Source organism: Rhizobium sp. TAL182, from assembly GCF_002117725.1.
Lineage (GTDB): Bacteria > Pseudomonadota > Alphaproteobacteria > Rhizobiales > Rhizobiaceae > Rhizobium > Rhizobium esperanzae.
Window position 1 is genome coordinate 3861566 of sequence record NZ_CP021024.1, and the last position, 21031, is coordinate 3882596.

Annotated in this window: 13 protein-coding genes and 1 pseudogene; 8 read left to right on the forward strand and 6 right to left on the reverse strand. The window is 62.2% G+C overall.

The features are described 5' to 3' along the window. The first annotated feature begins 75 nt into the window (after positions 1–75). The 4 genes and pseudogenes from Tal182_RS19360 (at position 76) to Tal182_RS19375 (ending at position 4890) form a co-directional block, all read left to right on the forward strand. Positions 76–2081, forward strand: a pseudogene (locus Tal182_RS19360) (5'-nucleotidase C-terminal domain-containing protein). Between the two features lie 122 nt (positions 2082–2203). Next, complete coding sequence (gene hemH, locus Tal182_RS19365; protein ID WP_085860443.1) at positions 2204–3238, forward strand: ferrochelatase; 1035 nt, start codon at positions 2204–2206, stop codon at positions 3236–3238. A gap of 161 nt (positions 3239–3399) precedes the next feature. Beyond that, complete coding sequence (locus Tal182_RS19370; RefSeq protein WP_085860444.1) at positions 3400–4431, forward strand: SPFH domain-containing protein; 1032 nt, start codon at positions 3400–3402, stop codon at positions 4429–4431. 3 nt (positions 4432–4434) lie between these two features. Then, the gene (locus tag Tal182_RS19375) at positions 4435–4890 is read left to right on the forward strand and encodes an NfeD family protein (RefSeq protein WP_064804913.1); all 456 of its coding nucleotides are present in this window, start codon (positions 4435–4437) and stop codon (positions 4888–4890) included. Here the strand turns inward: Tal182_RS19375 and Tal182_RS19380 are convergent, their stop codons facing one another. Next, positions 4891–5886, reverse strand: a complete 996-nt coding sequence (locus Tal182_RS19380; protein ID WP_085860445.1) for a KpsF/GutQ family sugar-phosphate isomerase — start codon at positions 5884–5886, stop codon at positions 4891–4893. Between the two features lie 140 nt (positions 5887–6026). Here Tal182_RS19380 and Tal182_RS19385 point away from each other — a divergent pair, with 140 nt between their 5' ends. After that, positions 6027–7565: an outer membrane beta-barrel protein gene (locus tag Tal182_RS19385; protein ID WP_085860446.1), complete on the forward strand. Its 1539-nt coding sequence runs from the start codon at positions 6027–6029 to the stop codon at positions 7563–7565. Between the two features lie 57 nt (positions 7566–7622). Here Tal182_RS19385 and galU read toward each other — a convergent pair whose 3' ends face one another. Further along, complete coding sequence (gene galU, locus Tal182_RS19390; protein ID WP_085860447.1) at positions 7623–8510, reverse strand: UTP--glucose-1-phosphate uridylyltransferase GalU; 888 nt, start codon at positions 8508–8510, stop codon at positions 7623–7625. 204 nt (positions 8511–8714) lie between these two features. On the opposite strand from galU, the gene Tal182_RS19395 reads away from it, so the two are divergent. Both Tal182_RS19395 and Tal182_RS19400 read left to right on the forward strand, forming a co-directional pair. After that, the gene (locus Tal182_RS19395; RefSeq protein ID WP_085860448.1) at positions 8715–9938 is read left to right on the forward strand and encodes a lytic murein transglycosylase; all 1224 of its coding nucleotides are present in this window, start codon (positions 8715–8717) and stop codon (positions 9936–9938) included. A 91-nt stretch (positions 9939–10029) separates the two neighbouring features. Continuing rightward, positions 10030–11262, forward strand: a complete 1233-nt coding sequence (locus Tal182_RS19400; RefSeq protein WP_085860449.1) for a DUF459 domain-containing protein — start codon at positions 10030–10032, stop codon at positions 11260–11262. Between the two features lie 24 nt (positions 11263–11286). On the opposite strand, the gene Tal182_RS19405 is transcribed toward Tal182_RS19400, so the two are convergent. The 3 genes from Tal182_RS19405 to gltB form a co-directional block, all read right to left on the reverse strand. Continuing rightward, positions 11287–11913 carry a hypothetical protein gene (locus tag Tal182_RS19405; protein WP_064811326.1) on the reverse strand — a complete coding sequence of 209 codons (627 nt, stop codon included), beginning with the start codon at positions 11911–11913 and terminating at the stop codon, positions 11287–11289. 214 nt (positions 11914–12127) lie between these two features. Then, complete coding sequence (locus Tal182_RS19410; protein ID WP_085860450.1) at positions 12128–13582, reverse strand: glutamate synthase subunit beta; 1455 nt, start codon at positions 13580–13582, stop codon at positions 12128–12130. Positions 13583–13806: 224 nt separating this feature from the next. Then, positions 13807–18528, reverse strand: coding sequence for a glutamate synthase large subunit (gene gltB, locus Tal182_RS19415; protein WP_085860993.1), 4722 nt, complete (start codon positions 18526–18528; stop codon positions 13807–13809). Positions 18529–19072: 544 nt separating this feature from the next. On the opposite strand from gltB, the gene Tal182_RS19420 reads away from it, so the two are divergent. Continuing rightward, a complete protein-coding gene (locus Tal182_RS19420) occupies positions 19073–20125 on the forward strand; it encodes a low specificity L-threonine aldolase (protein WP_085860451.1) in 1053 nt (350 codons plus the stop codon). Positions 20126–20172: 47 nt separating this feature from the next. Here Tal182_RS19420 and Tal182_RS19425 read toward each other — a convergent pair whose 3' ends face one another. Then, on the reverse strand, positions 20173–21027 hold the full coding sequence (locus Tal182_RS19425) for a LysR substrate-binding domain-containing protein (RefSeq protein ID WP_085860452.1): 855 nt from the start codon (positions 21025–21027) through the stop codon (positions 20173–20175). Positions 21028–21031: the final 4 nt, after the last annotated feature.

The following is a 21031-nucleotide window of genomic DNA, read 5'->3' on the forward strand; positions in this document are numbered from 1 at the left end:
CGGGAAACCGCCTGACACCACTATAGGGATCGGCGAGGATCAGGGGGATCTCTCGCCTCAATCAGGAGAACAGGGATGACGAAGTCTTTCAGCTTCGGTCTTTTGACCGCGTCCATGCTGGCGCTGAGCGCGGGCGCCGCCTTTGCCGATTACGAACTCAATATTCTTCACATCAACGATTTCCATTCACGCATCGAATCGATCAACAAATTCGATTCCACCTGCTCGGCCGAGGAGGAAGGCAAGAAGGAATGCTTCGGCGGCGCCGCCCGCCTGAAGACCGCGATCGACCAGCGCCGCCAGGCGCTATCGGGCAAGAATGTCCTTCTCCTGAATGCCGGCGACAATTTCCAGGGCTCGCTGTTCTACACCACCTATAAGGGCGCGGCTGAAGCAGAATTTTTGAACCTGATGAAGTTCGACGCCATGACCGTCGGCAACCATGAATTCGACGACAGCGAAGACGGGCTTGCGACTTTCCTCGACAAGGTGCAATTCCCCGTCGTGACGGCGAACGTCAAAGCGAGCGCCGTCTCCAAGCTCGGCGACCGCATCAAGCCTTCGCTGGTGCTCGATGTCGGAGGCCAGAAGATCGGCATCGTCGGCGCCGTCACCAACGATACGCCAGAGCTCTCCTCCCCCGGCCCGAATGTCACGATCGAAGATGACGTTCAGACGATCACATCAGCCGTCCAGGACCTGAAGGGCCAGGGCGTCAACAAGATCATTGCGCTGACCCATGTCGGCTATCCCCGTGATCTCGCTTTCATCGCCAAGATTCCGGATGTCGACGTCGTCGTCGGCGGCCACTCCCATAGTCTGCTCTCCAATACCGATCCGAAGGCTGAAGGCCCGTATCCGACGATGGTCGACAACCCCGGCGGCTATAAGGTGCCGGTCGTCCAGGCCGCCTCTTACAGCAAGTACCTCGGCGACATCGTCGTCAATTTCGACGATAATGGCGTCGTCAAGGATGCCAAGGGCGACCCGATCCTGATCGACTCGTCCTTTACACCGGATCCGGCCGTCGTCGCTCGCGTCGCCGAACTGGCAAAACCGATCGAGGAACTGCGGAAAAAGGTGATCGGCTCCTCCGAAAGTCCTATCGAGGGCGACCGCAAGGTCTGCCGCGTCAAGGAGTGCTCGATGGGCAATCTGGTGGCCGACGCCATGCTTGACCGCACGAGGAACCAGGGTGTCACCATCGCCATTCAGAACGGCGGCGGCCTGCGCGCGTCTATCGACGGCGGCGATGTCACCCAGGGCGAAGTCATCACCGTGCTGCCTTTCCAGAACACCCTCGCCACTTTTGAAGCAACCGGCGCGGACGTCGTCAAGGCGCTCGAAAACGGCGTCAGCCAGATCGATCAGGGCGCCGGCCGCTTCCCGCAGGTCGCCGGCCTGAAGTTCTCGTTCGACCAGTCGAAGCCTGTCGGCAGCCGCATCAGCGATGTTCAGGTGAAGGAGGGCGACAATTTCGCGCCGATCGATCCGGCCAAGACCTACAAGATCGCCACCAACAACTTCATGCGATCAGGCGGCGATGGCTATTCGATCTTCAAGGAAGGCAAGAATGCTTACGATTACGGCCCGGATCTTGCCGACGTGACCGCCGACTACGTCGCCGCGCATTCGCCTTATAAGCCCTATACCGATGGCCGCGTCACCGAAATCGGCGCGACCGTGGCACAGGCGCCCGCTGCCGAACCGGCGGCTCCCGCGCCGGCGGCACCTGCACCGGCCCCTGAGCCCGCTCCTGCCCCGGCCGATTCTAGCGGCACTGGCCGCCGCCAGTGCTCTCATCGCCGCCTTTGCGATCTGCCACCGAGCCTGCCCCGGCCGCGCCAGCCCCGGCAACACCGGCAGCTCCCGCGCCCGCGACGGAACCGGCTCCGGCGGCCTCCGCACCCGCCGCAACAACACCTTCCACTCACGTCATCGCGGCCGGCGACACTTTCTGGGATCTGGCTGTGACCTTCTATGGTGACGGCACGCTGTGGCGGAAGCTTTCGGAGGCCAACGGCAAGCCGAACCCGCGCCACCTGACGGTTGGCCAAGAGATCCAGGTTCCTGCAAAGTAAGACGATTTGTCTCGACACCATCGGCCGGCTCGGGGTTTCCCGGGCCGGCTTTTCTTTCTATAGGGTAACCATGTTCTCGAGGCTGCGTATCAGCCGACGAGACAACGACCGTTGGGGCCAGAATGACAGCAGATATTTCACTCCGTCCGGCAGATCATCCAGCCATCAAATCAGGCAAGATCGGCGTCCTGCTGGTCAATCTCGGCACGCCCGACGGCACCGACTACACCTCGATGCGCCGCTATCTCAAGGAGTTCCTGACCGATCGCCGCGTCATCGAATGGTCGCCCTGGAAATGGTATCCGATCCTCTTTGGCATCGTGCTCAACACCCGTCCGCAGAAGGTCGGCAAGGCCTACGAACTGATCTGGAACAAGGAGAAGAACGAAAGTTATCTCCGCACCTACACGCGCAACCAGTCGGAACTGATGGCCAAGCGCCTGCACGATCTTGCCAACGTCAAGGTCGACTGGGCGATGCGTTATGGCACGCCGTCGATCGCTTCACGCATCGAGACGCTGAAGGAGGAAGGCTGTGACCGCATCGTGCTCTTTCCGCTCTATCCGCAATATGCGGCAGCGACGACCGCGACCGTGAACGACAAGGCCTTCCAGAAGCTGCTCTCGATGCGCTGGCAGCCGGCGCTGCGTACCGTGCCGGACTATCATGACGACGAGACCTATATCGAGGCGCTCGCCCAGTCCGTCGAAAGGCATCTTGCGACGCTCGACTGGAAGCCGGACATGCTGCTCGCCTCCTTCCACGGCATCCCGATGTCCTATTTCAAGCAGGGGGACCCCTATTACTGTCAATGCCAAAAGACCGGCCGGCTCCTGCGCGAACGGCTCGGACTGACCCAGGAAAACTTCATGGTCACCTTCCAGTCCCGCTTCGGGCCGGAAGAATGGCTGCAACCCTACACCGACAAGACAGTGGAAAAGCTCGCTCAGGACGGCGTCAAGCGCATCGCCGTCATCAATCCCGGCTTCGTTTCCGACTGTCTGGAGACGCTGGAGGAAATCGCCGAACAGGCTGCCCATTCCTTCCACGAGAACGGCGGCGAGAAGTTTACGCATATCCCCTGCCTCAATGACGGCGAGGACGGCATGAAGGTACTGGAAAAGGTCGTCCGCCGCGAATTGCAGGGCTGGGTCTGACAGACCTTCCCGCCCGCCGGTTCGCCCGAAGAATCTTGCCGAGACGCCACCTGCCTTTTCCCTCGGAGGTGGTGCATCCGTGGGTCATTTCTTCCGCGCGAAGAACATGCTAACTCACCACATCAGTGTATGGGCGCATGCGCCGATGGGAGGAATTCTTCATGCTGTTGGGCGGTTTCGATATCGTCGTGATCGTGCTGGTCATCTTCGTCATCCTGGTACTCTTTGCCGGGATCAAAACCGTGCCGCAGGGCTATCGCTACACCATCGAGCGCTTCGGGCGTTATACCCGCACGCTGGAGCCCGGCCTCAATCTCATCACCCCCTTTATCGAGCGTGTCGGCGCCCGCATGAACGTGATGGAGCAGGTGCTGAACGTGCCGACCCAGGAGGTGATCACCAAGGACAATGCCTCGGTTTCGGCCGATGCCGTCGCCTTCTTTCAGGTGCTGAATGCCGCCCAGGCCGCCTATCAGGTCTCCCACCTCGAAAACGCCATCCTCAACCTCACCATGACCAACATCCGCTCGGTCATGGGCTCCATGGATCTCGATGAACTGCTCTCCAACCGCGATGCGATCAACGACCGGCTGCTGCGCGTCGTCGACGAGGCGGTACAGCCCTGGGGCATCAAGGTCACCCGCGTCGAAATCAAGGACATCCAGCCGCCACGCGACCTCGTCGATGCGATGGCTCGCCAGATGAAGGCCGAGCGCGAAAAGCGCGCCCAGGTTCTCGAGGCCGAAGGCGCGCGCAATGCGCAGATCCTCAGGGCCGAAGGAGCCAAGCAATCCGCGATCCTCCAGGCAGAAGGCCAGCGCGAAGCCGCCTTCCGCAATGCCGAAGCCCGCGAGCGACTGGCCGAGGCCGAAGCCAAGGCGACGAAGATGGTCTCCGAAGCGATTGCCGCCGGTGACGTTCAGGCGATCAACTATTTCGTCGCCCAGAAATACACCGAAGCGCTCGCCTCGGTCGGCTCGGCGCCCAATTCCAAGATCGTGCTGATGCCGATGGAAGCCTCTTCCATCCTGAGCTCGCTCGGCGGCATCGGCGCCATCGCCCGCGAAGTCTTCGGTGACGCGGGCAATCCGCCACCGCCTCCCCCGCCGCGTCCGCGTCCCGCGCCGATCCGCTCTACGCCGCCAATCAATCCGCCGACCCCCAATCCTTTCAATCCGGATCAGGAGCGATAAGCCATGCTGGCGAAGATCATCGCGGAACTCGGTCCATGGAACTGGTGGGTTGCAGGCCTCGTGCTGCTCGCCGCCGAAATGATCGTGCCCGGTTTCTTCCTGGTCTGGATCGGCCTCGCGGCCTTGATCGTCGGCGCACTGTCGCTGCTCTTCTGGGACAGCGCCTTCTGGATCTGGGAAATCCAGGCGATCCTTTTTGCGCTTCTGGCCGTGGCCACGACCTTTGCCGGCCGCCGACTGACGCTGCGCAACGCCGAGACCGACGAGCCCTTCCTCAATCAGCGCGGCGCAAGTCTTGTCGGACGCACCGCCACGCTGCAGGAGCCGATCCGCGAGGGCCGCGGCCGCATCCGCCTCGACGATACGCTATGGCAGGTAATGGGGCCTGATTTGCCCGTTGGAACACAGGTGAAGGTGATCTCGTGTCACGGCCGCGACCTGCGGGTCGAACCGGTCTGATCAGGCGACGCCGATCCGCAGCAGGTCATGGAAGTGCACCAGCCCGATCGGCCGGCTGTCCTCGTCGATGACGATCAGGGCGCCAATGTGGTGCTGGTTGAGCAGCGCCAGGGCCGCCGTCGCCAGCATCGTCGGTTTCACCGTCTTCGGCGTCTTCGTCATGATGTCGTCGACGGCAAGATTGGCAAGATTGCGCGTCAGGTTGCGCGCCATGTCACCTTCGGTGACGATGCCGCAGAGCCGTCCGTCCTCGTCGAGCACACCGACGCAGCCGAAATGCTTGCGCGACAGCACCGTGATCGCCTCCGGCATCGGCGTGCCCTTGGCAACGAGCGGCAGCTTCTCGCCGATATGCATGATATCGGCGACATGCATCAGGCTCGCACCCAGCTTGCCGCCGGGATGGAAGACGTGGAAATCGGTGGCGGTAAAGCCCCGCGCCTCCAGAAGCGCCACCGCCAGGGCATCGCCGAGCGCAAGCTGCATCAGCGTCGACGTCGTCGGCGCCAAGCCGTTGGGGCAGGCCTCCTGCTCGTTCGGCACCAGAAGGACGATATCGGCGGCCGTAGCAAGCGAAGAACGTTCGCTGCAGGTGATTGCGATCAGCGGAATGGAGAAGCGCCGCGTGTAGGAGATGATGCTCTTGAGCTCGGCGCTCTCGCCGCCCTTGGAAATCGCCAAGACGACGTCATCGCGCGCGATCATGCCGAGATCGCCATGATTGGCTTCGGCCGCATGCACGAAAAAGGCGGGGGTGCCGGTCGAGGCGAATGTCGCCGCGAGCTTGGTACCGATATGGCCGCTCTTGCCGACGCCGGTAACGATGACCCGCCCGGAGATGTCGCCGATGATCTCGACGGCGCGGGTGAAAGGACCGGCCAGTCCGTTGTCAAAGGCCTGTTCGAGCGCTTCAAGACCGCGTTTCTCGGTCTCTATCGTGCGTTTTGCCGATTCGAGCACGCTGTTTTCAACGAGTTTGATCGCTCTTCTGTTCATGGAGATGCGTTAGACCTTTTCACTTTCCAAGTCCACCCCGCACCATTTCCGAATTGTGAACAGCGCCCGCCGCGAGCAACGAATGATTAACCACAAGGCTTTACCTTTGAGTAAGAACCGAAAGCATGTCAGGCGAGTGAATGGGCCAGCCAAAACAGACGAGCAGTGTGACGCCGCTCCGCGCGATCAGGCGTGTCGTCTGCTTTACTGCGTTCGGCACACTGCTGTTCGGCCAGACTGCGGCACCCGCACAGTCCGCCACGTTGCAGTCGGCGACCAGCCGCGCGGTGTCCTCCGAGAACAATCGCGCGACGACCGGCGCGGCATCCGAAACCGGCCTCGATGACGAGAGTGACGGTTCGGCCACGCCAGCGGCAAACAGTGCGGCCGCAAACGCGGACGATGCCCAGAGGCCCGCCATACCGGACGCGCAATCCGGCGACGACATTACCGGCTCCATCCTCGATGAGGACATGCGCCGACTGAACACCCGTGAAGCGCGGATCGACGAGACGCCGCCGGTCCGCAGGGCTGGCGAAAGTGCCTCGACGGCAGAAACACCCGGCATTCCGATCGGCACCTTCGTGCTCCGTCCGAGCGTGACCCAAAGCATCAACACCGAGACCACCAAGGACGGCAATACCAGGCAGCGGCGCGCTTTCCTCGAAACGGACGCAGCCGCGACGCTCACCTCCGACTGGGGACGACACCAGCTGACCGTGACCTCGGAAGGCGCCTGGCAGAGGAATATCAGCGGCGAAGGCGAGGAGCAGCCGTCTTTCAAGGTCAACGGCGATCTCCGGCTGGACCTTCCCGACGACACGGTGGCGCACCTCACGGCCGGCTACAATTTCTACCGCGAGGATACGGACGATCCCGACGCCATCGCCGATGCCGCACAGCAGTCCGATGTGCAGGAGTTCACCGCCGGCGCCTCCGTCCAGCGCGATTTCGGCATCCTGCGCGGCACGACGGCGCTGGCACTGAACCGTTCGATCTATTCCGACGCCACGCTTGCGAACGGCACGACCGTGGCGTTGAGCGATCGCAATCAGACGACCGGTACGTTGCGCGGTCGTGTCGGCTACGAGCTGTCGCCCGCGCTCATCCCCTTCATTGAGGCCACGATCGGCCGTACGATCTATGACGAGACGCGCGATTCCGCCGGTTACGAGCGCTCAGGCCATAGCTATGGCGCCAAGGCCGGCGTCGAGGTCGACCTCGGCGAAAAGCTGAAGGGTGAAGCCGGCGTCGGCTACGAAAGGGCGGATTTCGAGGACAGCCGGCTCGCCTCGATCGATACGGCCACGCTCGATGCGAGCCTGCTTTGGTCGCCGATCCGCGGCACCGACGTCAATCTCGACCTGCAGACGAGCATCCAGCCCTCGACCACCGCCGGCGAGAGCGGCTACGTCTCGCATGCGCTGACGACGACGGTCACCCACCAGCTGCGCGACAATCTGGTCGGAACCATGATCGGCGGCGTCATATGGCGCGATTATCCGACCGACAGCACCATCAACGACGAGCTCGTCTATACTGCGGCGACCGGCCTGACCTGGAACATCAACCGCTATCTCGATCTCACCAGCACGCTCGGCTACGAGCTGACGACGCGCAAGGACGGCGACGACTCGCAGCAATGGCGCGCCGGCGTCGGCCTGAAGCTGAAAAGATAAACGCCGCGCCTCCGGTGGGAGGCGCGGCGCTCGATCGTTCATAGCTGCTCGCAAACCTTAATTCAGGCCGGCAAGCAGTTCCTTGAAGCCGCCTTCGACCGACGGACGGATATCGGCGCGTTCGAGGGCGTAGGCGACATTGGCCAGGATGAAGCCATCCTTGGCGCCGCAGTCGTAGGTCGTGCCACGGAAGTGGTAGCCGGCGAAATCCTGTTCCTTCAGCAGCTTCAGCATGCCGTCGGTAAGCTGGATTTCGTTGCCGGCGCCGCGCTCCTGGGTTTCGAGGATACTGAAGATCTCAGGCTGCAGGATGTAGCGGCCGTTGATGAAGAAATTCGAGGGTGCTGTTCCCTTGGCAGGCTTTTCCACCATGCCGGTGATGCGGAAGCCTTCGCCGATCGCTTCGCCGACGCCGACGATGCCGTATTTATGAGCCTGATCGGGGGCACATTCCTCGACGGCGATGATATTGCCGCCGCTCTGGCCGTAGAGGTCGATCATCCCCTTCATGCAGCCCTTGTCGCCCTTCATGATCATATCCGGCAGCAGCAGCGCAAAAGGTTCGTCGCCGACGATTTCGCGGGCGCACCAGACGGCGTGACCGAGGCCGAGCGGTTCCTGCTGGCGGGTGAAGCTTACCGTGCCGGCCTTCGGCAGTTGCTCGGCAAGAAGGGTGATTTCCGCCTCCTTGGCGCGCTCGCGCAACGTCTGTTCCAGCTCGAAATGAATGTCGAAATAGTCTTCGATAATGTGCTTGTTACGTCCGGTGACGAAGACCAGATGCTCGATTCCGGCTTCCAGCGCCTCATCGACGACATATTGAATGATAGGCTTGTCGACAACGGTCAACATTTCCTTCGGAACAGCCTTCGTTGCCGGCAGGAAACGCGTTCCCAACCCTGCCACCGGAAAAACTGCCTTACGAACTTTATTGTGATGCGCCACACAGGCCTCCTGCTTTGACTAAATCGCCTTTTAAATAAAGCCGTTCACGTCTGACTAGTATAGAATTGCGACTGTTTTGCAATGGTGACCGCCGCGGGCCGCCATGGTAAAGAATTTGTTGACTCCGTTCCTGTAGTCTCGGGTCTGGGCGGACATGATGCCCCTGCTGCACCCAAAAACTGAAGATGACGGATACGACTGTCGATGATCCAGAATCACAAAAACTCCTTTCGTGGTCTTGCTCTCGCCCTCGTTGTCGCCGCCCAGGTAGGGCTGGCCCCCGGCAACGCGAAAGCCGATTCCCGGTTCCAGAAATGGATCGCGGAATTTTACCAAACAGCCGCTGAGAGTGGCATCAGTAAGGCAACCTATCAAAAGGCCTTTTCCGGTGTGAGCGAACCCGACCCGACCGTGCTCGAAAAGGCGGCCTATCAACCGGAATTCACCTCGAAGATCTGGGATTACATTGATTCCCGCGTTAACCCCTACACAGTCAGGATCGGCCGCGAGATGGCCGTCAAGCATGCGCGCACGCTCAATGCGATCGAGCAACGCTTCGGCGTCGACAAGACGATTCTGCTCGCGATCTGGTCGATGGAATCGAATTACGGCGCGATCCTCGACAAGGACGACCGGCTGCACTATGTGCCGCGCGCACTGGCAACCCTTGCCTACGCCGATCCGAGCCGGGCCAAATTCGCCAAGAAGCAGCTGGTTGCGGCGCTGAAAATCCTGCAGAGCGGCGATGTGCCGGCACGTCAGATGACCGGCTCCTGGGCGGGCGCCATGGGCCACACTCAGTTCATCCCGACAAGCTACCTGCTCTACGCTGTCGATGCCGACGGCAACGGCCATCGCGATATCTGGAATTCGGTGCCGGACGCGCTTGCGACCTCGGCCAATCTGCTGATGAAGAACGGCTGGGATACCGGCAAGACCTGGGGCTACGAGGTCGTCGTTCCCGCCGCAGCCGCCAAGCAGGCCGGCAAGACCCATACGCTCGCCCAATGGGCGGAGCTCGGCCTGAAACGGCCGAACGGCAAGGCCTTCCGCGACGGCGGCACCAAAGCCGTGCTGAAAATGCCGGCCGGAGCCGGCGGCCCCGGCTTCCTGATGACGGCAAATTTCTTCACCATCAAGAACTACAATGCGTCGGACAGCTATGCGCTTGCCGTCGGCCTGCTGGCCGACCAGATCGCCGGCTATGGCGGCATGCAGCAGCGCTGGCCGCGTCCCGACGGCGCGCTCGACATCACCGAGAAATTCGAGCTGCAAACTCGTCTCAAGACGCTCGGCTATTACAATGGCGAGGTTGACGGCAATTTCGGCTCGGGGTCGAAAGCGGCGATATCGGCCGTGCAGGAGCGCATCGGCATGCAGCCGGACGGCGAGCCCTCGCTGCCGCTTTTGAACGCACTTCGCCGCTAGGCGCGGACGCCGGACAATAATCTGATTGGAAGCGGCAGAACCGCGACCTAAATAGTAAGCGGAGTGGACGCTGGCCTGCCCTGCGTGCAAGATGCCGGCAGATGCGGAACTGCCTATGACGAAAACTGATCGAACTCCAATCCGCCGGCTCGCGCTCGCCTTGACGACGGCTGCGCTATGCTTCGGCGCGCTTGCACCCGTTCGTATCGCCGAAGCCCAGGAGCAGCGCTACCAGCGTCGCTCGATTCTCGATTTCTTCCTGGGCCGGCGTTATCTCGACGACGAGCCGCAGGCCCCTGATGTCCAGCAGCCGAGACGCCAGCAGCGCAAGCGCCCGCCGGCGCAGAAAGCCGTGATCAATACCCGCACCGCATCGCCTGTGCGGCCGCCCGTGCAGGAAGAGCCGGTCGTGCAGAAGCTTGGCGACGCCCGGAAAATCCTGATCGTCGGCGATTTCCTTGCCAGCGGCCTCGGCGACGGGCTTACCGCCGCCTTCGAGACCTCGCCGGGCGTCATCGTCGACGCCCGCGGCAACATTTCCTCGGGCCTTGTCCGCGACGACTATTACGACTGGCCGGAACAGTTGCCGAAGATGATCGACGAGCTGAAGCCGGCAATGGTCGTCGTCATGATCGGCGCCAATGACCGCCAGCAGATGGTGACCGACACCGCCAAGGAGAAGTTCCGCACCGATGGCTGGTTTGCCGAATATCGCAGCCGTGTCCTTTCTTTCGGCAAGGAAGTCACCAGCCGCAAGATACCGCTGCTCTGGGTCGGTCTTCCCGCCTTCGAATCCGATCAGATGACGGCCGATGCTGTCCAGATGAACCAGCTCTATCGCAACCAGGTCGAGAGCATCGGCGGCGAATTCGTCGATATCTGGGATGGGTTCGTCGACGAAAACGGCACCTTCATCGTCACCGGTTCCGACGTGAACGGCCAGCAGGTGCGCCTGCGCACCTCCGACGGCATCAACCTTACCCAGGCCGGCCGGCGCAAGCTTGCCTTCTATGTGGAAAAGCCCGCCCGCCGGATTCTCGGCACCCAGGCAAGCCCCGATCTGGTGCGCCTCGACGAAAGCAATTTGCCAGGTCTCGGCCTTCCCACCAATCCGGTCGAGCACACCGTTCCGATCAGCCTATCCGATCCCAATCTCGACGGCGGCGCCGAGCTCCTTGGCGCAAGACCGCCACCGGTGACGCTGACGAAATCGCCGCGCGACCTCCTGGTCGAGCAGGGCAAGATGACGCCGGCACCTGTCGGTCGCGTCGACGACTACCGCATGCCGGCAGCCAAGACGCCGGCCGAAGTCTCGGTGAAATGAAAAAGGCTACGCGAGGCGGCCTTCTTACGCCGCCTGTGGCCAGCTCAGATAATAGTAGTTCGAGCCGATCAGCCCGAAGAAGGCATTGCTGTCGTTCGTCTGGTCGACATAGCTGCCGTTCTCCTTGACAAAGGCGCCGTCGGAGCCGCGCTCCAGATGCGCATCGAGGAAATCGCTCCAGCCGCTGATATCGATCGCCTCGCCGGCCTTGCTTTCCGTGTCGGCCTCATCCGGATCATCGACGTCCCAGGCGGGGATCGACACGCCCTGCGTCGGATCGGAGATGGTGAGCGTGCCTGCTTCGAGAGCAGCCAGCATGTCGTGAGCCTTGCCGCTTTCGCCTTCGGCCGCGGCCGCTTCCTGCAACTGCTGCTTCAGCATCGACATGAAGGAGGCGCTGGTCACATCGGCGCTGTCGCCGGTCGTGTCGGTCTCGTCGGAGGTGTCGTCCTTGGACGAAAGCGTGTCGAGCAGCCCCGACAGCGCCTGATTGGAGAGAAGCGACGGGGAACTCGAATCGAGTCCGTAGCTGCTCAGAATGCTTGCCGCCGACGAACTCTGCGTATCCTCCGAGCTTTCGTCGGAGCTACGAAGATTCTTCAAGGCGTATTGGGCCGAAACCATCCTGGTATTATCGAGTGCAGAAACCATTTGAATAATCCTTGTCGATCATTCGCGGCGGCTCCTCCTGAGCCCGCGTCAGGCATAAGCCTCACCGCCCGGCATTGCTTGAGGCTTGCGTCCCACCGAGGCGCGTCAAGCGGTCGCACCGGCAAAAAGAAGTCCCGCCGGACGCGCCGCAAGAAATAAAAAACTCCGCCGGAAAGGCGGAGTTCGTGTCTTCGTCAGCCTCTATGAGAGGCGATCAGTTCGGCAGGACGGTCAAGCCCATCAACGCCTCGTCGATGGCGCGCGCTGCCTGGCGGCCTTCGCGGATCGCCCAGACCACCAGCGACTGGCCGCGGCGCACGTCGCCCGCCGTCCAGAGCTTGTCGACCGAGGTCTTGTAGTCGCGGTCGTTGGCGACGACGTTGGTCGAGCCGCGCTTGTCGGTGTTGAGCGTCAGCTTGCCTTCGAGTTCCTTCAGCACGCTTGTCGTGAACGGGCCGCGGAAACCGATGGCGATGAAGGCGAGATCGGCGCGGATGACAAATTCCGTGCCCGCAACCGGCCGCCGGCGCTCATCGACCTCACAGCATTTAACGCCTGTCAGCACACCGTCTTCGCCGATGAATTCGAGCGTCGCCACCTGGAATTCGCGGACGGCACCTTCGGCCTGCGAGGAGGAGGTGCGCATCTTCGTCGCCCAGAAGGGCCAGACGGCGAGCTTGTCTTCCTTCTCGGGCGGCTGCGGCCGGATGTCGAGCTGGGTGACCTTGACGGCGCCCTGGCGGAAGGCTGTGCCGACACAGTCCGAAGCCGTATCGCCGCCGCCGACGACGACCACATGTTTGGCGCCGGCAAGAATCGGATCCGAGGGCCAGCCGACGCTGTCGATATTCTCGCGTCCGACGCGACGGTTCTGCTGCACCAGATAGGGCATGGCATCATGCACGCCGGCAAGGTCGGTACCCGGAATGCCCGCCTCGCGCGGCGTTTCGGAGCCGCCGCAGTAAAGGACGGCGTCGTGGTCGGCCAGCAATTGTTCGATCTTGAGGTCGACGCCGACATTGACGCCGCAATGGAAGGTGACGCCCTCGCCCTTCATCTGCTCGACGCGGCGGTCGATGAAGTTCTTCTCCATCTTGAAATCCGGAATGCCGTAGCGCAGCAAGCCGCCCGGCTTGGTCTCGCGCTCATAGACATGCACCTCGTGGCCGGCGCGGCCGAGCTGCTGGGCGGCCGCCATGCCAGCGGGGCCGGAGCCGATGACCGCGACCTTCTTGCCGGTATGGACCGTCGCCGGCTGCGGCCGGATGAAACCGAGTTCATAGGCCTTGTCGGCAATCGCCTGCTCCACCGTCTTGATGGCGACGGGCGCATCCTCGAGATTCAAAGTGCAGGCTTCCTCGCAGGGGGCGGGGCAAACGCGGCCGGTGAACTCCGGGAAGTTGTTGGTCGAATGCAGGTTCTGGATCGCCGCTTCCCAGTTGTTGTTGTAGACGAGGTCGTTCCAGTCCGGAATCTGATTGTGAACCGGGCAGCCGGTCGGGCCGTGACAATAGGGAATGCCACAGTCCATGCAGCGCGCGGCCTGTTTCTGCACTTCCGGGTCCGACATCGGGATCGTGAACTCGCGGAAATGACGGATGCGATCCGACGCCGGCTGATACTTCGCCACCTGCCGGTCGATTTCCAGAAATCCTGTAACCTTACCCATGTCTTCGTCCCTTACCCTCATGACCGCCTCACCGCGGCCAGTTGTGTGTCGTCAGTCCCCGGAGTCCCGGGCGGGTTGCTTGTCTTGACCGTCATTGGAACAGATCTCCTGAAGGACAACGCGCGATCCCGGCGGCCTTTCGCCGTCGTCATCGCTACGGGTCGTCGAGATGTTTCCGTCATCCGCCACCTGCAATCGGCAGGTGGCGGATGCTCCGGTTCAAATCATTCCGCGGCGATGCCCATCCTGCTACGCTCCATTTCCTCGAGCGCACGGCGGTATTCCACAGGCATGACCTTGCGGAACTTCGGACGGTAGTCGGCCCAGCTGTCGAGAATCTGCTTGGCGCGGGCCGAGCCCGTATAGTGCAGATGGTTGGAGATCAGCTGATAGAGGCGCTCCTCGTCGTGGCGCGTCATGTCGCCAGAGACGTCTACACGTCCCTTGTGCATGAGGTCGCCGCCATGATGATGCAGCTTCTCCAGCATATCGTCCTCCTCCGGCACCGGCTCGAGTTCGACCATCGCCATGTTGCAGCGGCTGGCGAAATCGCCGGCTTCATCGAGCACATAGGCGACGCCGCCCGACATGCCTGCCGCGAAATTGCGGCCGGTGGCGCCGAGCACGACGACGACACCGCCGGTCATATATTCGCAGCCATGGTCGCCGACGCCCTCGACAATGGCGATCGCACCCGAATTGCGCACGGCGAAACGTTCGCCCGCCACGCCGCGGAAGTAGCACTCGCCCTCGGTCGCACCGTAAAGCACGGTGTTGCCGACGATGATCGAGTTTTCGGCGACAATCCGCGAATTTTCCGGCGGCCGAATGATGATCTTGCCGCCCGAGAGCCCCTTGCCGACATAGTCGTTGCCGTCACCAATCAGGTTGAAGGTGACGCCGCGTGCCAGGAAGGCGCCGAAGCTCTGACCTGCCGTGCCGCGAAGGGTAACATTGATCGTGTCTTCCTTCAGTCCGCGATGGCGGAAGCGCTTGGCGACTTCGCCGGAGAGCATCGCTCCCGCCGAACGGTCGACGTTCTTGATGCCGACCTCGAAGGCGACAGGCGTCTTGTCCGTCAGCGCCGGTTGTGCCTGCTCGATCAGCACGCGGTCGAGAATGTCATCGATCGGGTGCTGCTGCCGGCTCGTCCAGAAGGTTTCCTCCTTGGCGGCATCGACCTTGTGGAAGATGCGGCTGAAGTCGAGACCCCTGGCCTTCCAATGCGCCAGCATCTCGTCCTTCTCCAGCAGTTCCGAAGCGCCGATGATCTCGTCGAGCCGGGTAAAGCCGAGCGACGCGAGAATTTCGCGCACTTCGTTGGCGACGAAGAAGAAGTAGTTGATGACATGCTCCGGCGTGCCCTTGAAGCGCTTGCGCAGCACCGGATCCTGCGTCGCCACGCCCACCGGACAGGTATTGAGATGGCACTTGCGCATCATGATGCAGCCGGCGGCAATCAGCGGCGCGGTGGCGAAACCGAACTCGTCGGCGCCGAGCAGCGCCCCGACGATGACGTCGCGGCCGGTCTTGAGGCCGCCGTCCACCTGCAGTGCAACACGCGAACGCAGACCGTTCAGCACCAGTGTCTGCTGGGTCTCGGCAAGACCGATTTCCCACGGGCTGCCGGCATGCTTGAGCGAGGTCAGCGGCGACGCACCCGTGCCGCCGTCGAAGCCGGCGACGGTGATATGATCGGCGCGCGCCTTGGCAACGCCCGCGGCAACCGTGCCGACGCCGACTTCGGAGACGAGCTTGACCGAGACGTCGGAGGTCGGGTTGACGTTCTTCAGATCGTAGATCAGCTGCGCCAGATCCTCGATCGAGTAGATGTCGTGGTGCGGCGGAGGCGAGATCAGGCCGACACCCGGCGTCGAGTGACGGGTCTTGGCGACCGTCGCATCGACCTTGTGACCGGGCAGTTGGCCGCCTTCGCCGGGCTTGGCGCCCTGCGCCACCTTGATCTGCAGCACATCGGCATTGACCAGATATTCGGTGGTGACGCCGAAGCGGCCCGAGGCGATCTGCTTGATCGCCGAACGTTCCGGGTTCATCGAACCATCCGAGAGCGGCATATAGCGGTCGGATTCCTCGCCGCCTTCGCCGGTGTTCGACTTGCCGCCGATCCGGTTCATGGCGATCGCCAGCGTCGTATGCGCCTCGCGGGAGATCGAGCCGAAGGACATCGCTCCCGTCGAGAACCGCCTCACGATATTGGCGGCCGGCTCGACCTCGTCGATCGATACCGGCTTGCGGCCGAGCGCCTCGGCGCTCTTGATGTTGAAGAGCCCACGGATCGTGTTCATGCGCAGCGCCGAATTGTTCACCATCTCGGCGAATTCGCGGTAGCGATCCTCGGCATTGCCGCGCACCGCATGCTGAAGAGCTGCGACCGCATCCGGTGTCCAGGCATGGCTTTCGCCGCGCATGCGATAGGCATATTCGCCGCCGATATCGAGCGTCGTCGCAAGCAGCGGATCCTTGCCGAAGGCGGCGTTGTGGCGAGCGACGGTCTCTTCGGCGATCGCTTCGAGGCCGATGCCTTCGATCATCGTCGCGGTTCCGAAGAAATACTTGTCGACCAGTTCCGACGACAGGCCGATCGCATCGAAGATCTGCGCACCGCAATAGGACTGGTAGGTCGAGATGCCCATCTTCGACATGACCTTGAGGATACCTTTGCCGACTGCCTTGATGTAGCGGTAGACGATTTCCGAGGCATCCACTTCCTTCGGGAACTCGCCCTTGGCATGCATGTCGAGCAGCGTGTCGAAGGCGAGATAGGGATTGATCGCCTCGGCGCCGTAGCCGGCGAGCAGGCAGAAATGATGCACTTCGCGCGGTTCGCCGGTTTCGACGACGAGGCCGACCGAGGTGCGAAGCCCCTTTCGGATCAGGTGATGATGGACGGCAGCCGTTGCGAGCAGCGCCGGAATGGCAATTCTATCAGGTCCGATCTGGCGATCGGAGAGCACGATGATGTTGTAGCCGCCCTTGACGGCCGCTTCCGCGCGTTCGCAGAGTCGGTCGAGCATCTCAGGCATGCCGGCAGCGCCGCGCTCGATGTCATAGGTGAAATCGAGCGTCTTGGTATCGAAACGGTCTTCCGTATGGCCGATCGAGCGGATCTTTTCGAGATCGCCATTGGTCAGGATCGGCTGACGCACTTCGAGACGCTTGGCATTCGCCATGCCTTCATGGTCGAGAATGTTCGGACGCGGGCCGATGAACGAGACGAGGCTCATGACGAGCTCTTCGCGGATCGGATCGATCGGCGGGTTCGTCACCTGCGCGAAGTTCTGCTTGAAATAGGTGTAGAGCAGCTTCGGCTTTTCCGACATCGCCGAGATCGGCGTATCGGTGCCCATCGAACCGATCGCTTCCTGACCGGTCGTCGCCATCGGCGACATCAGGATCTTGGTGTCCTCGGTCGTGTAGCCAAAGGCCTGCTGGCGATCGAGCAACGATACGTCGCGGCGCAGCGCCCGCGGCTCCACCGGCTTCAGGTCTTCGAGGATGAGCTGGGTGCGGTCGAGCCAGCTGCGATAGGGATGCGCCGTCGCAAGCTGCGACTTCACCTCGTCATCGGAGATGATACGGCCTTCCTCCATGTCGATCAGCAGCATCTTGCCCGGCTGCAGGCGCCACTTCTGGATGATCTTCTCCTCCGGAACCGGCAGAACGCCAGCCTCGGACGCCATGATGACGCGGTCGTCATCGGTCACGAGGTAACGCGCCGGCCTGAGGCCGTTGCGGTCGAGCGTCGCGCCGATCTGCCTGCCGTCGGTGAAGGCGACCGCAGCCGGCCCGTCCCACGGCTCCATCAGCGCCGCATGATATTCGTAGAAGGCCTTGCGTTCGGCCGCCATCGACTGGTTGCCGGCCCAGGCCTCCGGAATCAGCATCATCACGGCATGCGCCAGCGAGTAGCCGCCGCGCACCAGGAATTCCAGCGCATTGTCGAAACAGGCCGTGTCCGACTGCCCCTCATAGGAGATCGGCCAGAGCTTGGAAATATCTTCGCCGAACAGCGGCGAGGAGACGGAGGCCTGGCGCGCCGCCATCCAGTTGACGTTGCCGCGCAGCGTGTTGATCTCGCCGTTATGGGCGACCATGCGATAGGGATGAGCGAGCTTCCACGACGGGAAGGTGTTGGTCGAAAAGCGCTGGTGCACGAGGGCGACCGCGCTTTCGAACCGCGGGTCCGACAGGTCCTTATAGTAGGCGCCGACCTGATAGGCCAGGAACATGCCCTTGTAGACCACGGTCGTCGACGACAGGGACACCGGATAGAAATTGCTCTCTTCGCCTTCGAACTCGTCATAGATGCGGTTGGAGATCACCTTGCGCAGGGTGAACAGCCGGCGTTCGAACTCGTCATTGTTTTCGGCATCCTCGCCGGCGCCGATGAAGACCTGCACGTGATGCGGCTCGGTCGCGGCGATATCGGGCGCCTTTGACAGAGAGGAATTGTCGACAGGCACGTCGCGAAAGCCGATCAGGACCTGGCCTTCCTCTTCAATGACGTCCTTGATCACCTTCTTGAAGTGCTCGATCTGCTTTTCATCGCGCGGCATGAAGATATGGCCGACGCCATATTCGCCGGCCGGCGGCAGGGTGACCCCCTGCCCGGCCATTTCCTCGCGGAAGAAGCGGTCGGGAATCTGCACCAGGATACCGGCGCCGTCACCCATCAGCGGATCGGCGCCGACGGCGCCGCGGTGCGTCAGATTCTCGAGAATGAACAAGCCGTCCTTGACGATCTGGTGCGACTTCTCGCCCTTCATATGCGCGACAAAGCCGACGCCGCAGGCATCATGCTCGTTGCGGGGATCATAAAGGCCCTGCTTCTTCGGCAGGCCGGAGGCGGATTTGGACATATTGGCCGTCGCACGCGTCTTAGCAGCGGCAAATCGGTCAAATTCCATGGATGGCGTCTTCGTCATCGTCTTTCCTCCTGTCGAAACCCGCGGGGCCGCGGGCGGCTTTTTCGTCGCGCGCCGCAACCCGAAGATAGGTTCGGCGCATGACAGCGCTGTTGCATTGTGAAGATCGCCGCAGACATCTGCTTCAAAGGAAAGCAAACCGTCGCGTCCCGCGCCTGCCATTCGCCTCCGCGCGCCGCCCGTCCTGGGGCTTGGCGCTCGGAAGAACTATAGCGTGAAAGCGGGCCTGTTCCAGGGCTTTCGGCGCTTCTTCGGCCGCAAAGGCCAAAATAGGACAGCAACACTGTCCTAATTCATCTGTTCTATGCCAGAAAGCCTTTGGCTTCGCAAGTGCGCCACGGCAAAAATCGTCATTTTGCGAAGGAAGATTACCAAATCGATCGCAACCACGAAATAAAATTACGCGAAAGACGGATATTCTATTAATTGATTGCGCCGTTCAATTTTCGTGATGGATTATGGGCAATAGCCTTGATCCCGTAAAAGATTGCCGTAATGTCCGCTGCGAACCTTCCAACCTGTTTCGCTCCCCACGGTCCGCGCTATGTTCTTTGCTTCCGATAATTGGGCCGGCGCCCACAGATCCATTGCCGAACGCCTGCTGAAGGAATCGGCCGGTTTTGCTCCGGCTTATGGTGCCGGCGATCTCGATAAAAAAGTCGAGGCCCGCTTCTGCGAAATCTTCGAACGGGAGGTTTCCGTCTTCTTCGTCGCCACCGGCACGGCCGCCAATTCCCTGGCGCTGGCAAGCGTCCAGCGCCCGGGCGGCATTACTTTCTGCCATTCCGAGGCCCATGTAATCGAAGATGAATGCGGCGCGCCGGAATTCTTCTCCGGCTCCGCCCGCCTCGTTGCCGTCGACGGCGAATCCGGCAAGATTGATCCGGCCAGACTTTCGGCAAAGATCGCCCACTTCCCCGAGGACGCCCTCCGTCATGGCCGCGCCAGCGCTGTGACCATCACCCAGTCGACCGAGATCGGCACCGTCTATTCACTGCCGGAGATCGGCGAGATCGCCGCCATATCGAGAAAGCGCAATCTGCCGCTCCACATGGATGGCGCCCGCTTCACCAATGCGCTGATCGCACTCGATGCCACCCCGGCGGAGATGACCTGGAAGCGCGGCGTCGACATGCTGTCCTTCGGCGGCACCAAGAACGGCTGCTGGTGCGCGGAGGCGATCATCTTTTTCGATCCGGAGCGGGCTCGGGAGATGCCCTTCATCCGCAAGCGCGCCGCCCAGCTCTTCTCCAAGTCGCGTTTCATCGCCGCCCAGTTCGACGCCTATTTCGAAAATGGCCTCTGGCTCGATCTCGCCCGCCATTCGAACGCCATGGCAGACCGGCTGCGCGCCGGTATTGCCGCCAGTAGCGCCGGGCGCCTCGCCTGGTGGACCGCGACCAACGAGGTCTTTGCCGTCATCAGCAAGAGTGCTGCAAGAACCGCAGAGGAAAAGGGCGCAAAATTCTACGAATGGCCGGTGCCTGCGGCAACGTCGGAACTCGTTTCCGAAAGCGAAACCCTGATCCGCCTCGTCACCAGCTTCGCGACGACGGTGGCCGACGTGGATGGTTTCCTGAGGTGCCTGACCGCCTGATCGCCGACCAGAAGGATTTCCAGCCGGCTCCTCCGTGACGGCGATGATCATGCCGACCTCAGCCCCCTCACCTTTTGCAGAATATCGTCGGAGAGTGCCGAGACCAGCGCCTGATCCGCACCCTTGCGCGGCACCAATACGAATTCCACATCCTCGAGCACCGGCAATTTTCCCGCAGCAATTTCTTTCAGTCCGGAGGGAGCCATACTGCGCGGCTGCACCAGCACGCCCATTCCGGCCCGCGCCGCCGCCGTCAGTCCGCTCAGGCTGCCGCAAGTGCAGACGATCCGCCACGGCACCCCATTGCGCCCAAGTGCTTCCAGGGCGATCGCCCGCGTCACGCTCGGCGGTGGAAAAGCGATCAGTGGCAATGGACCGGAGGCGAGCACTCGTTCAGGATCGCGCGCCAGCCAGACGAGCGGCTCGCGATAGACAAGCTTTCCGCGCGCATCGCCAAGCCGGCGCTTGGCGAGCACCAGATCGATTTCGCCATTGTCCTGCATCTCATAAAGCACGCCTGAAAGCGCCACCGTCAGTTCCAGGTCGACGGACGGATGCGAGCGAACGAAATCCTCCAGCACCGCCGGCAGCTGGCTGGTGACGAAATCCTCCGACACGCCGAGCCGCAGGCTGCCGCGCAGGCTGTTGCTCTTGAACAGCGCCTGCACTTGCCCCTCGATCGAAAGCATGGCGCGCGCATGCGAAAGCAACGCCTCGCCGTCGCCGGTGAGCAGCACCTTATGCGTGTCGCGCGCGAGCAGCTTGCGTCCGAGCGCCGCCTCCAGCCGCTGAATATGCTGGCTGACCGTCGATTGCCCGAGGCCCAGCCTTTCCGCGGCAAGCGTGAAGCTACCCATCTGTTCGACGGCGACGAAACTGCGCAACTGCGAGAGGTCCAGCATAGAA